Annotated in this window: 17 protein-coding genes; 16 read left to right on the top strand and 1 reads right to left on the bottom strand. The window is 64.4% G+C overall.

All coding sequences use genetic code 11. From position 1 onward, the window contains the following. The first annotated feature begins 65 nt into the window (after positions 1–65). The 7 genes from R5H19_RS13075 to R5H19_RS13105 all read left to right on the top strand — a co-directional run bounded on the left by R5H19_RS13075 (position 66) and on the right by R5H19_RS13105 (position 9,628). A complete protein-coding gene (locus tag R5H19_RS13075; RefSeq protein WP_318159431.1) occupies positions 66–2,390 on the top strand; it encodes a heavy metal translocating P-type ATPase in 2,325 nt (774 codons plus the stop codon). A 208-nt stretch (positions 2,391–2,598) separates the two neighbouring features. Continuing rightward, entirely contained in the window at positions 2,599–2,994 is a 396-nt protein-coding gene (locus tag R5H19_RS13080; RefSeq protein ID WP_318159432.1) for a hypothetical protein, read from the top strand. An 80-nt stretch (positions 2,995–3,074) separates the two neighbouring features. Next, entirely contained in the window at positions 3,075–4,349 is a 1,275-nt protein-coding gene (locus R5H19_RS13085) for a TolC family protein (protein ID WP_318159433.1), read from the top strand. Next, complete coding sequence (locus tag R5H19_RS13090; protein WP_318159434.1) at positions 4,346–5,635, top strand: efflux RND transporter periplasmic adaptor subunit; 1,290 nt, start codon at positions 4,346–4,348, stop codon at positions 5,633–5,635. The genes R5H19_RS13085 and R5H19_RS13090 overlap by 4 nt, the downstream gene beginning before the upstream one ends. After that, entirely contained in the window at positions 5,632–8,808 is a 3,177-nt protein-coding gene (locus R5H19_RS13095; protein ID WP_318159435.1) for an efflux RND transporter permease subunit, read from the top strand. Before R5H19_RS13090 ends, R5H19_RS13095 begins: the two co-directional genes overlap by 4 nt. A gap of 3 nt (positions 8,809–8,811) precedes the next feature. Continuing rightward, a complete protein-coding gene (locus R5H19_RS13100; RefSeq protein ID WP_318159436.1) occupies positions 8,812–9,162 on the top strand; it encodes a copper-binding protein in 351 nt (116 codons plus the stop codon). 124 nt (positions 9,163–9,286) lie between these two features. Continuing rightward, the gene (locus R5H19_RS13105) at positions 9,287–9,628 is read left to right on the top strand and encodes a hypothetical protein (protein WP_318159437.1); all 342 of its coding nucleotides are present in this window, start codon (positions 9,287–9,289) and stop codon (positions 9,626–9,628) included. Positions 9,629–9,757: 129 nt separating this feature from the next. On the opposite strand, the gene merR is transcribed toward R5H19_RS13105, so the two are convergent. After that, a complete protein-coding gene (merR, locus tag R5H19_RS13110; RefSeq protein ID WP_318159438.1) occupies positions 9,758–10,165 on the bottom strand; it encodes an Hg(II)-responsive transcriptional regulator in 408 nt (135 codons plus the stop codon). A 69-nt stretch (positions 10,166–10,234) separates the two neighbouring features. Between merR and merC the strand changes: the two genes are divergently transcribed. The 9 genes from merC (at position 10,235) to R5H19_RS13155 (ending at position 19,002) form a co-directional block, all read left to right on the top strand. Then, positions 10,235–10,657, top strand: a complete 423-nt coding sequence (merC, locus tag R5H19_RS13115) for an organomercurial transporter MerC (RefSeq protein WP_318159439.1) — start codon at positions 10,235–10,237, stop codon at positions 10,655–10,657. A gap of 69 nt (positions 10,658–10,726) precedes the next feature. After that, on the top strand, positions 10,727–10,942 hold the full coding sequence (locus R5H19_RS13120; RefSeq protein WP_318159440.1) for a GDCCVxC domain-containing (seleno)protein: 216 nt from the start codon (positions 10,727–10,729) through the stop codon (positions 10,940–10,942). A gap of 175 nt (positions 10,943–11,117) precedes the next feature. Then, positions 11,118–11,441 carry a hypothetical protein gene (locus R5H19_RS13125; RefSeq protein WP_318159441.1) on the top strand — a complete coding sequence of 108 codons (324 nt, stop codon included), beginning with the start codon at positions 11,118–11,120 and terminating at the stop codon, positions 11,439–11,441. A 214-nt stretch (positions 11,442–11,655) separates the two neighbouring features. Next, positions 11,656–12,804, top strand: a complete 1,149-nt coding sequence (locus R5H19_RS13130) for a TolC family protein (RefSeq protein ID WP_318159546.1) — start codon at positions 11,656–11,658, stop codon at positions 12,802–12,804. Then, complete coding sequence (locus R5H19_RS13135) at positions 12,801–13,898, top strand: efflux RND transporter periplasmic adaptor subunit (RefSeq protein ID WP_318159442.1); 1,098 nt, start codon at positions 12,801–12,803, stop codon at positions 13,896–13,898. Before R5H19_RS13130 ends, R5H19_RS13135 begins: the two co-directional genes overlap by 4 nt. Continuing rightward, entirely contained in the window at positions 13,898–17,017 is a 3,120-nt protein-coding gene (locus R5H19_RS13140) for a CusA/CzcA family heavy metal efflux RND transporter (protein ID WP_318159443.1), read from the top strand. Before R5H19_RS13135 ends, R5H19_RS13140 begins: the two co-directional genes overlap by 1 nt. Beyond that, entirely contained in the window at positions 17,014–17,343 is a 330-nt protein-coding gene (locus R5H19_RS13145) for a P-II family nitrogen regulator (RefSeq protein ID WP_318159444.1), read from the top strand. The genes R5H19_RS13140 and R5H19_RS13145 overlap by 4 nt, the downstream gene beginning before the upstream one ends. 133 nt (positions 17,344–17,476) lie before the next feature. After that, the gene (locus R5H19_RS13150) at positions 17,477–18,097 is read left to right on the top strand and encodes a cation transporter (protein WP_318159445.1); all 621 of its coding nucleotides are present in this window, start codon (positions 17,477–17,479) and stop codon (positions 18,095–18,097) included. Beyond that, the gene (locus R5H19_RS13155; RefSeq protein ID WP_318159547.1) at positions 18,097–19,002 is read left to right on the top strand and encodes a cation diffusion facilitator family transporter; all 906 of its coding nucleotides are present in this window, start codon (positions 18,097–18,099) and stop codon (positions 19,000–19,002) included. Before R5H19_RS13150 ends, R5H19_RS13155 begins: the two co-directional genes overlap by 1 nt. Positions 19,003–19,039 lie beyond the last annotated feature (37 nt).

Here is a 19,039-nt window from a genome sequence, read left to right on the forward strand (position 1 = left end):
TCGCCGCTGGCTACCCCGGCGCCGAGTTTCGGGCACCACCACAGGTTCTTCCGGAGACTGCAAGAATGACTGCCAACGAACACCATGCTGGCATCGGCGCCAACCCGAACGCGGGCGCACTCGATCCGGTATGCGGCATGCAGGTCGATCCGGCCCGCACTGCACATCACGTCGAGCATGAAGGGGTAACGCAGCATTTCTGCTCGGCGCGTTGTCTGCAACGCTTCGTCGCCGATCCAGCCAGATATTTGGCCCAGCGATCTGACGACACCGGCGCGCAGCCGGCGGGGACGATGTACACCTGTCCGATGCATCCGCAGGTGCGCCAGGAAGGTCCCGGCACTTGCCCGATCTGCGGCATGGCACTGGAGCCGGAAATGCCGAGCCTGGACGATGAGGACAATCCCGAACTGCGTGATTTCAGCCGCCGCTTCTGGTGGACCTTGCCGGCGACGCTGGTGGTGCTCGTGCTGGCCATGTTCGGCCACTACTTTCCCCAGTTGCCGGTGGACACCCGGACCTGGATCGAGCTGGTACTGACCATCCCGGTAGTGCTGTGGGCCGGCTGGCCCTTTTTTGTTCGTTGCGTGCAGTCGGTCCGCAACCTGAGTCCCAACATGTGGACCCTGATCGGCATCGGTGTCGGCGCGGCGTTCGGCTACAGCGTCGTCGCCACCGTTGCCCCCGATCTGTTCCCGGCGTCGTTCCATGAACATGGCCGCGTGGGTGTCTATTTCGAAGCCGCCGCGGTGATCGTCTCGCTGACCTTGCTCGGCCAACTGCTTGAGCTGCGCGCCCGCTCGAAGACATCGACCGCCCTGAAAGCCCTGCTGGGGCTGGCGCCAAAGACCGCACGTCGCCTGCGCGACGATGGCGGCGAGGAGGACGTCGAGCTCAGCCATGTCCACGTCGGCGACCGCCTGCGCGTGCGCCCCGGTGAAAAGGTGCCAGTGGATGGCGAGGTGGTCGAGGGACGTTCTCATGTCGATGAGTCGATGCTGACCGGGGAGCCTGTCCCGGTCGAAAAGACCATCGGCTCCAGCGTGATTGGCGCAACCCTCAATGGTACCGGCAGCCTCGTGATGCGGGCGGAGAAAGTCGGTTCGGCGACGGTGCTGTCGCAGATCGTGCAACTGGTCGCGCAGGCGCAACGCTCACGCGCACCAATGCAGCGCATGGCCGACAAGGTGGCTTTCTGGTTCGTGCTCGCGGTCCTCGCGATCGCCGTCGTGACCTTCTTCGTGTGGGGATTGTTTGGCCCGGAGCCGTCATGGACGTTCGCGGTTCTCAATGCGATCTCGGTACTGATCATCGCTTGCCCCTGCGCGTTGGGGCTGGCCACGCCAATGTCGATCATGGTGGCGACCGGTCGGGCGGCCGGGGAAGGCGTGCTGTTCCGCGATGCCGAGGCGATCGAGAACCTCCGCAAGATCGACATCCTGATCGTGGACAAGACCGGGACGCTGACCGAAGGCCGTCCGGCATTCCACACCGCATTGGCGGCTGAAGGATTCACCGAGCGTGAGGTGCTGCGTTTGGCGGCCAGTCTCGACCAGGGCAGCGAGCACCCGTTGGCCGACGCGATCGTCGCGGAAGCCCGTCATCGTGGCCTGGCGCTGGAAACGCCGGAGAGCTTCGAGTCCGCCACGGGCATCGGGGTACGCGGCAAGGTGGGAGGCTCCGCCTTGGCGATCGGCAACACCGCGTTGATGCACGAGGTCGGGGTCGATCCATCCGTTCTTTCGATTCCAGCGGAGGAGCTCCGTCGAGCCGGCGCCAGCGTGATGTATCTGGCCGTCGATGGCGCCCTGGCCGGCCTGCTCGCAGTGGCCGACCCGATCAAGGCCACCACCGCGGGCGCCATCGCATCACTGCACGCCGCTGGCCTGAAAATCGTGATGGCCACCGGCGACGGCGTCACCACGGCCCATGCGGTCGCGCGCACGCTGGGCATCGACGAAGTCCATGGCGAGGTCCGCCCGAAGGACAAGATCGACCTCGTGCGGCAACTGCAAGCCAATGGGCACCGGGTAGCGATGGCTGGCGACGGAATCAATGATGCGCCCGCGCTGGCTGGTGCCGACGTCGGCATCGCGATGGGCACGGGCACCGACGTCGCGATGTCGAGCGCGCAGGTGACGCTGGTCAAGGGCGACTTGCGGGGCATTGTGCGGGCACGGTCGATTTCCAACGGCACCGTCGCCAACATGAAGCAGAACCTGGGCTTTGCTTTTCTCTACAACGCATTGGGGGTACCCATCGCCGCAGGCGTGCTTTACCCCCTGACGGGCCTGTTGCTCAGCCCGATGATCGCCGCTTTGGCAATGAGCTTGAGCTCCGTGTCGGTGGTCGCCAATGCGTTGCGGCTGGGCCGTAAGCGGCATGGCTGAGATGAGCAACGTCGGCGAATGGGGCGTGCCCAGCGCGATGCCTTCGCCGGCAAAGGCGGGAGTACGTCTATCGTGACGCGATCCGGGCTTCCGAGTGAGCTAGTAAGAACAGCGGGGGCGGCTCGGCCGACAACCCGTAGTTGATTCAAGTCAACGCAATGCTTGGTATTTTGGAGATATAGTGTCGCCCATGGCTCGCCCTTTCCGCATGCGTCGCACCACACGTCGCCGCCTGTTCTGGCTGGTGACGCTGCTGATGCTTTGGCAGCAGACGGCACTGGCTGCTTATGTTTGCCCGACTGTGTTCGAAGCGGCGACGGCGACCGCGTTGGTGAATTCGATGCCGGGCATGGACGACGGCTGTGCGCAGAATCGGGATACCCCCGCCAGTCCGCTGTGCCAGAAGCATTGCATGCCCGAGCACGCCACGCAGGTTGAGGCCCACACGGCGTCGGTGCCACTGAACCCAATGCCCGCGATGCCCCCGATGCTGATATCGGTCACGGCCGTTACTCCGCCATCGAATCGCGCGCTCCAACGTGTCGGGCATTTGCGCGCGCCACCACCTCCGCCCATATTGTTGTTCTGCTCACTCCTGATTTGATCTGACGCGCCGCGGTACCTACCGACGGGCGCCCTGCTGCATGGCACGGCGCGAATCGCAGATCGACGGAGTGTTCATCCATGTTGTCCTTTCACTTTGTCCGGCGCCTGATGGCGTCGGTTTTGGCCGCGCTTCTGTTGGGAGCTTTGGCAACGACGGCCGGTGCCATCGAGCCATCACTGACGCTTGAAACGGCCGTTCGGCAAGGCTTGGCGCGAGCGCCACAACTTGAAGCGCGTACAGCCGATATGGCGGCGGCCCGTGAGGAAGGCGCGCGTGCCGGGCAGTTGCCAGATCTCACCCTGACGTTTGGGCTCTCCAGTTTTCCCGTCACCAGCCCCGGGGCGTTCAGCCTGCGCTCGGACGGGATGACGATGCGCACCGTCGGCGTGATGCAAGCCATTCCGTCACGGGCCGCACGCCGTGCCGAGCGCACCTTGGCCAATGCGCAGATCGATGCGGCGCAGGCCGATCGCGTGGCCACCGCACAGACCGTGCAGGAGCGCATCGCCGATGCCTGGATCGATGTCTGGGCAACGCAAAAACAACGCACCCTGCTGGCCGAACTGCGTGACGAGAGTGATTTGGCGGTTCAGATCGCACAAGCACGTCTGCGTGGCGGCGAAGGCAGCGCCACTGACGCGCTGGCCACCCGTGCCGAAGCCGCTACGCTCGATAATCGCCTGGAAGCAAACAACGCGGATCTCGCCGCTGCCCAGGCGGGCTTGCAGCGATGGCTGGGTCAGGGCGTTCCTGATCTTGCCGAAGCGCCGGACTTCGGTCAGTTGCCGGTCACAGCGACTCGTCTTGAACGGGACATCGACCGCCAGGCGCCGATGCAGGCATGGCAGGCGCGCGAACAGGTCGCGCAGGCCGCGCTGGATCAGGCACGTGCCGCCAAACACCCGGATTGGAACGTGTCGGTGGATTATGGCCGGCGCGCGCCGTATCTCTCGGACATGGTGACCGTGCAGGTGGGCGTAAGCCTGCCGCTGTTCACCCGCAACCGGCAGGATCGCGGTATCAGCGCCAAGCGTGCGCAGTTGGATGCGGTGCAAGCCGATCACGCCGATGCACGTCGCGCGCAGCGCGAAGCGGTAGCGCGTGCGCTGGCGAGTTGGCAGGGCTGGAATCGACAGATCCAGCGCTACAAGGAGACCTTGCTACCCCTCGACCGTGACCGCGCGAAAGCCGCGCTCGCCGGTTATCGCGGCGGCGGCTCGCTACAACCGTGGCTCGATGCCCGGCGCGACGAAATCGAACTGCGCCTCACCTATGCCGATGCGCTGGCTGCACGGGCACGGCTATGGGCCTCGCTGGCATACCTGCTGCCGACTTCGGAGACGACGCCATGAAGCGCGCACTGATGATCCTTGCTGGCCTCGTGCTAGCCGCATTTTTGCTAGTGGCCGGGTATGTCGGCGGCCGTCGTCATCCGCAGGCGACGCCGGCCGATGGACTGGCCTTGCCTGCCTCCGATGCCGGTGGCAAAAAAGTCCTCTATTGGTACGACCCCATGGTGCCCGCACAGCATTTCGCCAAGCCGGGGCTTTCACCGATGGGCATGCAAATGGTGCCCAAATATGCCGATGAAGGCGCCGCGAAGGATGTCATCCGGATCGATCCAGCGACGGTGCAGAACCTGGGCGTGCGTACCGCACCGGTCGAGCGGCGCGTATTGGCGTCGGCGATCCGGGTCCCGGGCACCATCAGCTGGGATCTGCGGCAGGCAGTGACGGTCAGCGCACGGGTCGATGCAGTCATCACGAAACTGGACGTGCGTGCGCCATACACAACCGTTGCTGCCGGTGCGCCTTTGGCCGAACTGCTGGCGCCGCAATGGAGCAGCGCCCTGGCGGAATACGGCGCGCTCCAGCGAGCGCAGTCGGCCGATGCGAAAGGCCTGCGCGCCGCCGCACTGCAACGCCTGAAGGTATTGGGTTTGACTGCGGCAGAGATCCAGGGCGTGCGTCATGGTTCAGGCGCCGCGATCACCCTGCGTGCACCGCAGGCGGGCGTCGTCACGACGCTGGACGTGCGTGAAGGGCAACGGGTCAATGTCGGGCAGACATTGATGACGATCAATGGATTGTCCACCGTGTGGGTCGAGGCCGCGTTGCCGCAGGCAGTGGCGGGTGTCGTGCGTGCGGGCACGCCGGTTGCGGTGCGCGTCGATGCACTACCCGGCCAAAGGTTCCACGGCACCGTGGAAACGCTGCTGCCGGATATCGACAGCGCCACCCGTACACAGCGCGCGCGCATCGTGATCGATAATCCCGATGGTGCTTTGAGCCCGGGCATGTTCGCCACCGTGCAGCTCAGTCCCGCACCCGGCGAAGCCGTGCCCGTGGTGCCGGACGACGCACTGATCGCCACCGGAAGCCAGGCGCGGGTAGTTGTTGCTGAGGGGGATGGCCATTTCCGTGCTGTACCGGTGCGCATCGGGCGTGCGGCCGGAGGCTATACGGAAATTCTCGACGGCCTCACGGGCGGTGAAAAGGTCGTGGTCTCCGGCCAGTTCCTGATCGATTCGGAAGCGAGCCTGTCCGGTGCGTTGGAACGCCTGAATGACACCACCGCCGAACCGGTACCGGCCGCCAGTACACCGATGCCGGGCATGCCGATGGGAGGCAAACCATGATCGCCGCTCTGATTCGCGCGGCGATAGCACATCGGGTGTTCGTGCTGTTGGCTGCACTGGCCTTGGCCCTGATGGGCATGTTCTCGATGACGCGCACGCCGGTCGACGCGCTGCCCGATTTGTCCGATACCCAGGTGATCATCCGCACCAGCTACCCGGGCCAATCGCCGCAGGTGGTCGAGGACCAGGTCACCTATCCGCTGGCTACCACCATGCTGTCGGTGCCTGGCGCGACGACGGTGCGCGCCTTTTCGTTCTTCGGCGACTCGTATGTCGATGTGCTGTTCGATGACAGCACCGATTTGTATTGGGCGCGCTCGCGTGTCCTGGAGTACCTGAGCCAGGCCCGTGATCGCCTGCCGGCAGGTGTCACGCCTGCCCTCGGTCCCGATGCGACGGGACTTGGCTGGATCTACGAATACGCGCTGGTGGATCGTACCGGTCAGCACGATCTTGGCCAGCTGCGTGCGCTGCAGGATTGGTTCCTGCGCTATCAGCTCAAGACGGTGCCGAACGTCGCCGAGGTCGCCACCCTGGGCGGGATGGAACGGGCCTGGCAAATCGTGCCCGATCCGCAAGCGCTGGCCGCCCGCGGCATCACCGTGGCGCAACTGGTGGATGCGGTGCGCGCCGCCAACGGTGCCAATGGCGGTTCAGTGATCGAACAAGGCGAAGCGGAACTGATGGTGCGTAGCGAAGGCTACCTGAAGAGCCGCACGGACTTCGAAAACGTGCCGATCACCACCAACGCCAGCGGTGTGCCGGTGCTGCTGCGGGACGTGGCGACCGTGCGGCGAGGTCCGACCTTCCGCCGCGGGCTCGCCGAACTGGACGGCCAAGGCGAAGTGGTCGGCGGCATCATCGTGATGCGCACGGGCAAGAACGCGAAGGCCACCATTGCCGCCGTGAAAGCGCGGCTGACCGAACTGCAGCGCAGCCTGCCGGCTGGCGTCGAGATCGTGCCCACCTACGACCGCTCGCGACTGATCGACGCCGCGGTGAGCAATCTGTGGAGCAAGTTGTTCGAAGAATTCCTGGTGGTGACGCTGGTCTGCGTATTGTTTCTGTGGCACCTGCGCTCGGCGCTGGTGGCCGTGATCACACTGCCGCTTGGCGTGCTGGTTGCCTTCATTGCCCTGCATCTGCAAGGCGTCACGGCGAACCTGATGTCGCTCGGCGGCATCGCGATCGCGATCGGTGCGATGGTCGATGCGGCGATCGTGATGATCGAGAACACCCACAAGCATCTGGAACATTGGCGTAACGCGAACGACGGACGTGAACCGCAAGGTGCACAGCGCTGGTCGCTGATCGCCGATGCTGCCGGCGAGGTGGGGCCTGCGCTGTTTGTGAGCCTGTTGATCATCGCGCTGTCGTTCGTGCCGGTGTTTGCGCTGCAGGGGCAGGAAGGCAAGCTGTTCAAGCCGCTGGCCTTCACCAAGACCTACGCGATGGCGGCAGCGGCCGGGCTGGCGGTGACCCTGGTACCGGTGCTGATGGGTTATCTGATCCGCGGACGCGTCCGTGCGGAGCGCGACAATCCACTCAACCGGGGTTTGATCCATGGCTATCGGCCCCTCCTCGAAGCCGTGTTGCGCTATCCGAAAGCGACCTTGGTGCTGGCCGGTGTGCTGCTGCTCACCGCGATCATTCCGATGACCAGGCTCGGCAGCGAGTTCATGCCCGCGATGGACGAAGGCACGTTGTTGTACATGCCCACCGCACTGCCCGGACTGTCCGCCGGCAAGGCCTCGCAGTTGCTGCAGTTGACCGATCGCATGATCAAGACCGTACCCGAGGTCGATCACGTGTTCGGCAAAGCGGGGCGCGCCGACACCGCCACCGATCCAGCGCCGCTGGAGATGTTCGAGACCACGATCACCTTCAAGCCGAAGGACCAGTGGCGGCCCGGCATGACGATGGACAAGATCAAGGCGGAGCTGGACAAGGCCGTGCATGTGCCGGGTCTGACGAACCTGTTCGTGCCGCCGATCCGCAACCGGATCGACATGCTTTCCACTGGTATCAAGAGTCCGATCGGCATCAAGGTGCTGGGGACCGACCTGGCCACGCTGCAGACCGTGGCCGATCGGATCGAAACGGTGGCGAAGACGGTGCCCGGTGTCAGCTCGGCGATTGCCGAGCGCCCGACCAGTGGCCGCTACGTGGACGTGCATGTCCGCCGCGACGATGCGGCACGCTACGGGCTGACCCAGGAGCACGTGCAGCAGCTGATCGCGACCGTGGTTGGTGGCGATCCGGTCGGTCAGACCGTCGAAGGGCGCGAGCGCTATCCCATCGTCGTGCGCTATCCACGTGCCGAGCGTGACTCGGTCGAGGCCTTGCGCCAATTGCCGGTCGTCACCGCCAACGGCGCCCAGCTCACGCTGGGTCAGGTGGCTGACATCGCCGTGGTGGCGGGCCCGTCCATGCTGAAAAGCGAGGCCGGCCAGTTGGCCACGTATGTCTACGTCGACACGGCCGGCAGCGATTTGGGCACGGTGGTGGCCAGCCTGCAACGCACCGTGGCGCAGCAAGTCAAATTGCCGCCGGGTACGACCGTGGCGTGGTCCGGTCAGTTCGAATACCTCGCCAGTGCCATGGAAAGACTCAAGGTGGTAGTGCCGATCGCGCTGGTGATCATTTTCCTGTTGATCTATGCCGTGTTCCGCCGCGTGAGCGAAGCGCTGCTGATCATGGCCAGCGTGCCGCTGGCACTGGTCGGCGGCCTGTGGTTGATCTGGCTGCTTGGGCATGCCGTGTCGGTGGCCACAATCATCGGCTTCATTGCGTTGGCGGGCGTGGCCGCCGAATTCGGCGTGGTGATGCTGCTTTACCTGCACCATGCCTGGGAGCACCAACTTGCGCTCGATCCCCACGCCGGCCCAGAAGCACTGGACGAAGCGATCCGCGAAGGTGCCGTGCAGCGCGTGCGCCCGAAGGCGATGACCGTCGCGGTGATCCTCGCCGGCCTGTTTCCGATTCTGCTCGGCCATGGCGCCGGCTCGGAGGTGATGCAGCGCATAGCCGCCCCGATGATCGGCGGCATGGTCACGGCACCCTTGCTTTCCATGCTCGTCATACCCGCGGCGTACCGCCTGCTGGTTCGTCATCGCCTGCACAAAGTCAGCAAGGCAAACGCCACACTTCACCCCAACCCACAAGGAAACTGACTCATGAAAAAGCCATGCATCACCCTCGCGATCACCGCTGCGCTTATCACCGCTCCGGTGTTTGCCCACCCTCAGCAGATGGATCCCAACATGCCGGGCATGGCTGGGATGCACGAAGCCGCACCCGCCGACGTGCAGGGCGTGGGCGTGGTCAAGGCGGTCGACGCCACCAAGGGCACCCTCACGCTGCAGCATGAGGCGATTGCCGCCATCGGATGGCCGGCCATGACGATGCCGTTCAAGGTGGCTTCGCCGGAGCTACTGACGCACGTGAAGGTGGGCGATGAGGTGCAATTCACCTTCCACCAGGCCAGTGCGGGCAGCACGGTGACGGCGATCCGTCCGGCACGTTGACAGGCCACGTCGCCGGCTAGCCCCCATTGTCGAGGGCCAGCCGGCGGTCGTGAAAGCAGTACCGCCACGCACGTTATGCGTGCGCGTGGCGGTGTTGTTGCGGTCGTCATTTTGGAGAACGACCATGAAATCGTTTGCTGCTTGTCTCAGCCTCCCGCTGCTGCTCGCGGACCTCGCCATCGGCCGCGTCGCGTACGCGACCGATGCTTACACCGATGGCTGGATTGGCCATGTGGATGGCCAGCGTTTGGATGTCTGTTATCGAGTCACGCCGCTGCCGGCGGTTGGTGCGCGACTGGAGGTCATGCGGACATCCTTCGTGGTTCCCAACAAAGGGCAGCCCCGCCAGCAGTTCGCGGTGGCGGGGCATGCCACGGTAACGTCGATCGTCGACGCGCATTGCGTGCGTGCCGAGCTGACCCAAGGCACGGCGCAGCGGACAGATCACACGCGGCGCGCGCACTGAACGGATGCGACGACAGGCCGCCAAGGCATGCTCCGCGACGGCCCATGGCGAAGTGGCCAAGGCATGGCTGCAACATTCAGCCGATGCGCTTCACTGACGTCATGCCCGTCGCCCCCTCCTGCCGTCATTTCAGCAGGCATGCAACGAGGCGATCAGCGGGCAGAACACGCTGCGTTGACGCGCACCGCACTGTTCGACGAGCGCAGCGAGGGCCGTCTCCATACGTGTGAGGTCGGTCAGTCGGCCGCGCACATCGGCCAGCCGCAGCGCGGCCAGACCGGCCGCTTCCGTGCAATGGGTGCCGTCCTCCAGTCGCAGCAGCTGCGCCACCTCATCGAGGCTGAACCCCAACCGCTGCGCGGATTTCACGAACTTTACCCGCGCGACCTCCGCGTTTCCGTAGCGGCGCATGCCGCCCGGCGGACGGACGGGCTCCGCCAACAGGCGCTTGCGCTGGTAAAAGCGGATCGTTTCGACATTGACCCCGGCTGCCTTGGCGAAGGCGCCGATGGAAAACGTATCCCGCGAGGAAGACATGGGCTTGACTCCGTACTTGACTACGGGAATACCTTAGACCATCGGTATTCCACGCGAAAGGAGAACCCCATGTCTCTGCTTACTCGGCTGGCCGACAAGGCCGGACTGATCGGCAGTGTCGTCTCGGCAGCGGCCTGCGTGAATTGCTTTCCCGCCTTGGCCAGTCTCGGTGCGGTGATCGGACTGAGTGCGCTAAGCCCATATGAAGGCCTGTTTGTCCGCATTTTGCTGCCAGCGTTCGCTGCCATCGCGCTGCTTGCTAACGCGTTGGGCTGGCTCAGTCACCGGCAGTGGCCGCGTGCCGCGCTCGGTATGCTCGGCCCGCTGCTGGTGCTGGTGGCGGTATTCGTGATGCGGGCCAGTGGCCATCGCACCGGATGGCTGCTCTATCCGGGCCTGCTGCTGATGGTGGCGGTGTCGGTCCGTGATCTGCTGGCGCCAGCACCCAGCGCGTCCTGCCGCACGGCCAGCGATACGGTGGATGCCCGCTGAATCGACACGATTGGTAAGGGCTAGCGAAGGCCCCGTCAACACTCCACTCTCATTTTTCCGGCGAAACGCATGACGACCGAACTCATCCTGCAGAGCACGCTGACCTGTCCGCATTGCGGCCACCAAGCCACCGAGACCATGCCGACCGAGGCCTGCCAGTTCTTCTACGACTGTGAGGGGTGCGGCGAGTTGCTCCGGCCCAAGGCGGGGGACTGCTGCGTGTTCTGCTCGTACGGCAGCGTGCCGTGTCCGCCGATCCAGCAACAGAAGTCGTGTTGGGGGTAGACCATCCTTCATAGGAATCAAACAGTGCCGGTAGGGGCTGTCTGAATTCATCACGACCGGCGCCCAAGTGAAATTGTCTAACAACACGGCTGTCGTATAGGATCGACGGATGCCCCGTTCTGCGCCCTCATTACTGACTCGCCTGCGTCGCCACCGCGGTCTGTGGGTTCTGGCCGTGGCTGTACTGCTGATCAAGCTGGTCAGCGGTTCGATCTGCGTGGCCGATGGACCGGGGGCACGATTCGCTTCGGCGACCGCTGCTGCCCCGACCACTCTGTTGGCGGATACCGCCGTCAGTACTGTATCGACTGACGATGCGAACCCCTGTCTTCTGGGTGAAGGGCGCAGTTGCCATTGTGCCTGCGCGCATTCGGTGACGCTGCCGGCGAGTACGCCGCTCCCCCTCGCCAAGATGGACGCGCGCTTTGCTCCGCTCTCCATCCACTCCGGCTTCACACCAGCAGCGACCGGTTCGCTGCTGCGCCCTCCTATCGCCTGAAAAACCGCTTCGTTGCGCGATGAAACCGCCTGTGCGGTGCGTCGCTCCGTGACTGTTTTCAGGAGATGGCTTCATGTCTGTTTTACGTTCGGTGCCGATCAGCGCCGTGTGCCTGCTGTACGCGGCGATGCTCCATGCCGCGCCCGCATCCGATCCTTCCCCACCGATAAGTGCCTCATCACGATCCCTGGCGTCCTCCCCGCTGCAGGCAGCGATACAGCGCGTCTGGCAAGTCAGCCCCGAGGTGCAAGCCTCACGGGCGGATCGCGATGCGGCTCGCGCACGTGCGCGTGCTGCCGCCCAGCCGCTGTACAACCCATCGATCACGCTCGACGCAGAGAACGCCGACGTCAATCGCCGCACGGCCGGAATCAGTCTGCCGCTGGATCTGTCCGGCAAGCGTCGCGCCCGGGCGAGTCAAGGCGACGCGCAACTGCGTGCTGCCGAGGCGACCTACGATGTGCGACGTCGCGACGTGGCCGCCCGTTGGTTGAAGGCGTGGTCGACGGCCGCCCTCGCGACCCAACAAAGCGCCTTGGGTGAGCGTCGCCTCGCGTTAATGAAACGCTTCGACGACCTGGCCGCACAGCGGCTCAAGGTGGGTGACATCAGCAGTCCGGAGCGCGATCTGGCCGGCTTGGCGCTCGGCGAGGCTCAGGTACAACAAGCCACGCTCGCGGCCAACGAAGCGGCGGCCCGTGCCGCGTTGCAGGCCGTCAGCGGCGATCAGCTAACCACCTTGCCACCGTTGCCCGATAGCCTGTCGCCGGCGGCGGACAGCATGACGCCGATACCCGTCGATGAGCTGCCCGAATTGCGCCAGGCCCGCGGCCGGCAAGCGAGTGCCGAGGCGGGTGTACAGGTCGCCCGCCGTGCGCGCATTCCCGATCCCACGCTCAGCCTGACCGGCGGTCAGGTGCGCAGTGGACCCCGCACCGACCAGGTGATCGGGGTGAGCGTGTCCATTCCCTTGCCGGTGCTCAATACCGGACGTGCCGAAGTGGATGCCGCCCTGGCGGAAGCCGATGCGGCCGCGGCCGATGTGCGTTCGCGCCAGTTTGTGTTGCGCGCCGGACTGCAAGAAACCCAGGCCCGTTACACGGCTCTGCGCGGCGCGGCCGAAGCGTTTCGTGGCGGTCGCGCCGCCGCGTTCGAGGATCGCACCGCGCTGCTGGAAAAGCTCTGGCGGGCCGGTGAAATCAGTACCTCCGATTACCTCGTCCAGCTCAAGCAAAGCCTGGACACCGCGCTGTCCGGACTGGCGCTGGAAAGCCAGGCCTGGCAGGCCTGGTTCGACTACCTCACTGCCGCCGGCCGTCTGACCGACTGGGTCGATGGCCGCATCCAGGATGCTTCCCCATGAACAAGACTTTCCTCTACCGCAGCGTGCTCCGCCTCGCTCTGCTGGCTGCCCTCAGCGGTACCGCTTGGGCGCAGGACGCCACGCCCGCCAACCCGCTCGCACTCGATGCCAGTGCCATCAAGGAAGCTGGCATCGTGGTCGACAAGGCTGCGGTCCGCACCTTGACCGATGAATTGAAGGCGCCCGGCGAAGTGAAGGCCGATGCCTATTCCACCGTGCTGGTCTCCCCGCGGGTGGAATCCCAAGTGCTCACCCGCAAGGCCAAGCTCGGCGACGTCGTTAAGGCTGGCGAGCCCCTAGTCGTGCTCTCCAGCGTGGAAGTAGCCGCCACGCAAGGGACACTGATCGTCGCCGAACAGGACTGGCAGCGCATTGCCGCGCTGGGTCCCCAGGCGGTGTCCGCGCGACGCTACAACGAAGCGAAGGTGCAGCGCGACCAGGCGCGCGCCAAGCTGCGCGCCTACGGCCTGTCCGAGGGCCAGGTCCGTGGCTTGTTGAAGGCCGGTTCGGCCCAGGCCGATGGCAGCTATGACCTGTTGGCGCCCGCCAATGGTCGCGTCACGACCGATGATTTCTTGGTCGGCGAACGAGTCGAACCGGGACGCACGCTGTTCACCCTGGTCAAAGAAGACTCGGTGTGGGTCGAGGCGCAGATGGCCCCGGCGGACGCCGAGAAGGTCAAGCCGAACGACGCGGTGCGTGTGCTGGCGCACGACACCTCGCTGCCCGGCACCGTGATTCAGCGCTCGCACCAGACCAACGAACGCACCCGCACGGTGCCGGTGCGCATCGAAGTGGATAACCGCAAGGATCTGCTGCATCCGGGCGAACTGGTCGAGGCCCGCATCGCCGTCGGTGGCACACGGCAGGCGCTCGCCGTGCCGGCCGAGGCCATCGTGCTGCTACAGAACCAATCCACCGTGTTCGTGGCCAAGGGCAAGGGCCAGTTCGAGCCGGCGCCGGTCGTCACCGGTGACACCCGCGACGGCTGGACGGTGGTGACTGAGGGCCTCAAGCCCGGCATGCCGTATGTGCGCAAGGGCGCATTCGCCCTGAAGGCGCGCTTGTTGCGCTCGCAGCTGGGAGAAGAATGATGCTGGAACGATTGGTCGAATTCTCTCTGCGTTACAAGGTGCTGGTGCTGATCGCCTTCGTGGTGATCGGCTTCCTGGGTTTCCAAGCGGTGCGCCAGCTGCCCATCGACGCGTTCCCCGACGTCACGCCGGTGCAGGTGAATGTCTATACCGAAGCCTCGGGCCTGGCCGCCGAGGACGTCGAACAACTGTTGACCACGCCGGTGGAATCGGCGCTGGCTGGCCTGCCCAAAGTGCAGGAAATCCGCTCGGTGAGCCTGTTCGGGCTGTCCTACGTGTCGGTGTATTTCGACGACAGCATGGACATCTACTTCGCTCGCCAGCTGGTCAACGAGCGACTGCAGCAAGTCGGCGATCGCCTGCCGGCGGGCTACGGCAAGCCGGAGATGGGGCCGAACACCTCCGGTCTCGGTCAGGTGTTCTGGTACACCGTCGAGCGCGCCGATGAAAAGCTCAAGAACGCACCCAGCGACATGGATCTGCGCACACTGCAGGACTGGACCATCCGCTTGATCCTGCGCACTGCACCGGGTGTGGACGACGTGACGTCGTGGGGCGGGCAAGAGAAGCAATACCAGGTGCGCATCGACCCGATGAAGCTGATCGCGCACCAGCTCGGCTTCAAGGATGTGATCGAGGCCCTGCAGGCGAATAATGCGCAGGTGGGCGGCAACTTCGTTGACGTGGGTCGCGAGCAATACCTCGTGCGTGGGCTGGGGCTGGTGAAGGACGCCAAGGACTTGGGCAACATCGTGCTCAAGAGCGAAGACGGAACGCCGGTCTACGTGCGTGACGTGGCGACCATCACTGAAGCCGGCGCGCCGCGCACCGGCGCCGTCACCCGCGACGGCAAGGAAGTAGTGTTGGGCATGGCGCTGGCCCGCATCGGCGAGAACGCCAAAAGCGTGGTTGATGCAGTCAAGGCCAAGCTCGACACGGTCAAGCAGTCGCTGCCGCCCGGCGTGGTGGTGAAGCCGGTGTACGAGCGCACCGAACTGGTCAATGCCGCGGTGGAAACGGCCGTGCGCGCCCTGATCGAAGGCTCGATCCTGGTCGCCCTGATCCTGTTCCTGTTTCTGGGCGAACTGCGTAGCGCACTGGTGGTGGTTGTGGCCTTACCGCTGGCCATGCTGATCGCCTTCATCTGCATGGGCCAGGCGGGGTTGTCGGCCAATCTGATGTCACTAGCCGGCCTGGCGATCGGTATCGGCATGATGGTGGACGGCGCGGTGGTGATGGTGGAGAACGCTTACCGCATCATGGCCGAACGCAAGGCGCATGGCGATCCAGTGGATCGCACCGCGGCGGTGCTGGCGGCGGCGCGCGAGGTGGCCAATCCCATCGCCTTCGCCATCGGCATCATTATCGTGGTGTTCCTGCCGCTGTTCAGCCTGCAGGGGCTGGAAGGCAAGATGTTCAAGCCGATGGCGTTCAACATCAGCTTCGCGATGGCCGGCTCGCTGATCCTTGCGTTGACGCTGATTCCGGTGTTGGCGGCACTGGTGCTGAAGCCGAAGGAGGAGAAAGACACCCGGCTGGTAGCCTTCATCAAGCGGCACTACGCGACGATTCTGGCGTGGTCGCTGGCACGGCGCCGGCAGGTGGTGGTGATCGCCATGGTGGCGCTCGTCGGCAGCCTCGCGTTGTTCCCATTCCTTGGCAAGGAGTTCATGCCCAACCTCAAGGAAGGGGCGATCATGTGGCGTATCACCTCGATTCCGTCGGCATCGCTGGATGAGTCGATCGACATCTCCAGGCAGATCTCGGCGCTCATCAAGCAGAAATTTCCCGAGGTCGAAACCACGCTGGCGATGATCGGGCGCGCCGAGAAGGGCGAGACGGCCGACGTGAACTACATGGAGGTGTATACGCCGCTCAAGCCCAAGGATCAGTGGCGCAAGGGCGAAACGCTAGAGAGCATCGAGGAAGCGATGCAGAAAGAACTGTCGGCAGCGGTGCCCACTGCGGTGGTGAGCTATACCCAGCCGATCCAGATGCGCATCGAGGAGCTGATCTCCGGCGTACGCGCAACCTTGGCCTTGAAGATCTACGGCGATGACCTGGGTGAGCTGGATCGGTTGAGCGGCAAGATCAAGGACGTACTGGCTGGTGTGCCCGGCGTGGCCGACCTTGCACTGGAGGCCAATATCGGCAAGCCGCAGATTCGCATCCGCGTGGACCGCGATGCACTGGCGCGCTACGGGCTCAACGCCGACGACGTGCTCACCGTAGTGAATAATGGCATCGGCGGCGAGCCGGTGACCACGCTGCTTGATGGCGTGAAGCGCTTCGACATCACCGTGCGCCTGGACAACGCCGACAGGGACTCGCTACCCGCGATCCAACGCATTCCGATCCGCACGGCTGGCGGCGCTCTGGTGCAGTTGTCGCAGGTGGCCGAGGTCAGCGAGGCCGAAGGCTACTCGTTCATCCGTCGCGAGCAGTTGCAGCGCTACGCGGTGATCCAGATGGACGTGCGCGGTCGCGATATCGACGGCTTCGTCAAGGAGGCCAATGCTGCGATCAACGCCAAGGTGAAGTTGCCTACCGGCTACTACAGCGAATGGGGTGGCGCGTTCGAGAATCAGCAGCGGGCGTTGAAGCGGTTGTCGCTGATCGTGCCGGCCACGATCTTCTTCATCTTTGTGTTGTTGTACACCGCGTTCAACTCGGTGAAATACGCCGCGCTGATTCTCGCCAACGTGCCGTTCGCCACCATCGGCGGCCTCGTGGGGCTGGCTATCACCGGGCAGTACCTGTCGGTGCCCTCGGCGATCGGCTTCATCGCGGTGTTCGGTGTGGCGATGTTGAACGGCATCGTGCTGGTGAGTTTCCTGAACGAGCAACGCGAGAAGGGCTTGTCCGTGCGCGACGCGGTGGTGCGCGGCACTGCCTTACGGCTGCGTCCGGTATTGATGACGGCAAGCGTGGCCATCCTCGGATTGGTGCCGATGCTGCTGTCCAGCGGCGTGGGCGCCGAAACCCAGCGGCCATTGGCCACCGTGGTGGTCGGCGGTTTGATCACCTCGACCTTGCTGACGCTGGTGCTGTTGCCGGTGTTGTACGACTGGATCGAAGAACGCGCCGCCCGGCGCACCGCCAAGGAGAACACTCCATGAAAGAAGTCAAAGCGTTTATCCATCGCGGCCGCGTCGTTGACGTCATCCATGCCTTGGCGGATGCGGGGTTCCGTTACCTGTCGGTGAGCGACGTAAAGGGCTTGCTCACCGCACTCAATGAGCAAGAGCAAAGCTACTCGATCGAAATGGGCGAACGGGTCACCAAGCAGGTGAAGCTGCTGGTGTTTTGCGAAGACGATCAAGCCGAACGAGCGGTGCAGTTGATCCGGCTGCACGGGCGTACGGGCCAGAGCGTGGCTGGCTGGGTCTACCAGAGCACGGTGGACCGAGCATGGCCGATCGACGGGCGCGTGGACAACGACTGATCGTGGCGGCGGGAGCACTCCCGCCTCCGCATCGGTGTCATTTCATAACGCGGCGGCGGCCGCGTAGAGTTGCCACCGCAATGAGGGATTCCCATGCCTGAAGCAGGCATGCAAGCCATCGGGTTACCGGTTCATGACTGATACGTGTTGTGCTACCACCATCGATATTGCGGCCTTGCAGGCACGGCAACGTCGAGTGTTGGTAATCGTTCTGGCGATCAACCTCGCTACCTTTGTGATGATGCTGGCCGCGGCGATCTACAGTGGTTCGTCGTCGCTGTTGTCCGGTGGGCTGGACAATCTGGGCGATGCGCTCACCTACCTCTTGAGCCTTGCGGTAGTTGGTGCCAGCGGTCGCGCGAAGGCTCGGGTGGCGCTGTTCAAGGGCGCACTGATTCTCGGCGCTGCGCTCGCGGTCGCGATCCAGATTGGCTGGCGTCTCCTGCATCCGGGCGTGCCGATCTTCGAGGCGATCGGTATCGCGGCCTTGCTGAACCTGGCCGCCAATGCCGTGTGTCTGCGCTTGCTGCTGCCTTATCGCAAAGGCGACGTCAATATGGCTTCGGCCTGGGAATGCTCGCGCAATGACGTGTTCGAAGGTATCGCTGTGTTGGCGGCGGCTGCTGGCGTTGGCCTGTTCAGCGCGGGATGGCCCGACTTGGTGGTTGCGTCGGCGCTGTTGCTGCTGTTTCTGCGCTCGGCCTGGCGGGTGTTCCGTATGGCGTGGCGCAGTTACACGAACGGAGAAAGATGATGGGTACCGGGCACGATCATGTGGGCACGGAGGTCAAGCACGAGAAGCCGCTTTGGTGGGCGCTGGGTCTGACCGGCACGTTTCTTCTCGCCGAGGTCATCGGCGGTCTGCTCACCAACAGCTTGGCCCTGCTGTCGGATGCGGCACACATGGCTACCGATGTGATCGCGTTGACGATCTCGCTGACTGCCGTGCGCTTGGCCCGACGTCCTCCTGACGCAAAGCGCACCTATGGGTACGCGCGCATGGAAGCCATCGGCGCACTCGTCAACGGTGGGCTGTTGTTTCTCGTCGCCGGCTACATCCTGTGGGAGGCGGCGCGGCGCTTCAGTGAACCGCCATCCGTGGCCTCCGTCGGCATGCTGGTTATTGCGTTGTTAGGGTTGGCGGTCAACCTCATTTCGATGCGATTGCTCAGGGCCGGTAGCGGCGAAAGCCTTAATGTGAAAGGCGCCTATCTGGAAGCTTGGGCCGACATGCTCGGCTCGGTCGGTGTGATCGCCGCCGCCTTGATCATCAAGTTCACCGGCTTCTACATCGCCGATCCGATCATCGCCGTGCTGATTGGTCTGTGGGTATTACCGCGGACATGGATACTGCTTCGCCAGGCGGGGAATGTTTTGATGGAGGGAGCACCCGATGGTGTTGATACCGAACGAGTTCGCGCCGAAATGCTGGCCACTCCAGGCGTGGCAGCGCTGCACGATGTTCACGTATGGGCACTGAACAGCACGCGTTCGGCGATGGCGGCACATGTGATCATGGATGGTGATGCATCAGACGCGGAGCAGCTGCGGCTCCGGCTGGCGCAGATGCTGGAAGCGCGCTTCGATATCCATCACGTGACGCTGCAGGTCGAAACCACGCCGTGCGGGCTGGGGTGCGAGAAGTCGCAACAAATTTGACCCGACGACGGGTTCGCGAATATCGCGCGCGCAACGC

Source organism: Rhodanobacter sp. KK11 (genome assembly GCF_033345435.1).
GTDB lineage: Bacteria > Pseudomonadota > Gammaproteobacteria > Xanthomonadales > Rhodanobacteraceae > Rhodanobacter.

Bases quoted from the DNA above. Each gene is read 5' to 3' on its own strand.
- R5H19_RS13150 (WP_318159445.1), top strand. From the start codon at position 17,477: ATGACTGATACGTGTTGTGCTACCACCATCGATATTGCGGCCTTGCAG.
- R5H19_RS13140 (WP_318159443.1), top strand. From the start codon at position 13,898: ATGCTGGAACGATTGGTCGAATTCTCTCTGCGTTACAAGGTGCTGGTG.
- R5H19_RS13105 (WP_318159437.1), top strand. From the start codon at position 9,287: ATGAAATCGTTTGCTGCTTGTCTCAGCCTCCCGCTGCTGCTCGCGGAC.
- R5H19_RS13100 (WP_318159436.1), top strand. From the start codon at position 8,812: ATGAAAAAGCCATGCATCACCCTCGCGATCACCGCTGCGCTTATCACC.
- merR (WP_318159438.1), bottom strand. From the start codon at position 10,165: ATGTCTTCCTCGCGGGATACGTTTTCCATCGGCGCCTTCGCCAAGGCA.
- R5H19_RS13090 (WP_318159434.1), top strand. From the start codon at position 4,346: ATGAAGCGCGCACTGATGATCCTTGCTGGCCTCGTGCTAGCCGCATTT.
- R5H19_RS13135 (WP_318159442.1), top strand. From the start codon at position 12,801: ATGAACAAGACTTTCCTCTACCGCAGCGTGCTCCGCCTCGCTCTGCTG.
- R5H19_RS13155 (WP_318159547.1), top strand. From the start codon at position 18,097: ATGGGTACCGGGCACGATCATGTGGGCACGGAGGTCAAGCACGAGAAG.
- R5H19_RS13120 (WP_318159440.1), top strand. From the start codon at position 10,727: ATGACGACCGAACTCATCCTGCAGAGCACGCTGACCTGTCCGCATTGC.
- R5H19_RS13075 (WP_318159431.1), top strand. From the start codon at position 66: ATGACTGCCAACGAACACCATGCTGGCATCGGCGCCAACCCGAACGCG.
- R5H19_RS13145 (WP_318159444.1), top strand. From the start codon at position 17,014: ATGAAAGAAGTCAAAGCGTTTATCCATCGCGGCCGCGTCGTTGACGTC.
- R5H19_RS13080 (WP_318159432.1), top strand. From the start codon at position 2,599: ATGCGTCGCACCACACGTCGCCGCCTGTTCTGGCTGGTGACGCTGCTG.
- R5H19_RS13095 (WP_318159435.1), top strand. From the start codon at position 5,632: ATGATCGCCGCTCTGATTCGCGCGGCGATAGCACATCGGGTGTTCGTG.
- R5H19_RS13085 (WP_318159433.1), top strand. From the start codon at position 3,075: ATGTTGTCCTTTCACTTTGTCCGGCGCCTGATGGCGTCGGTTTTGGCC.
- merC (WP_318159439.1), top strand. From the start codon at position 10,235: ATGTCTCTGCTTACTCGGCTGGCCGACAAGGCCGGACTGATCGGCAGT.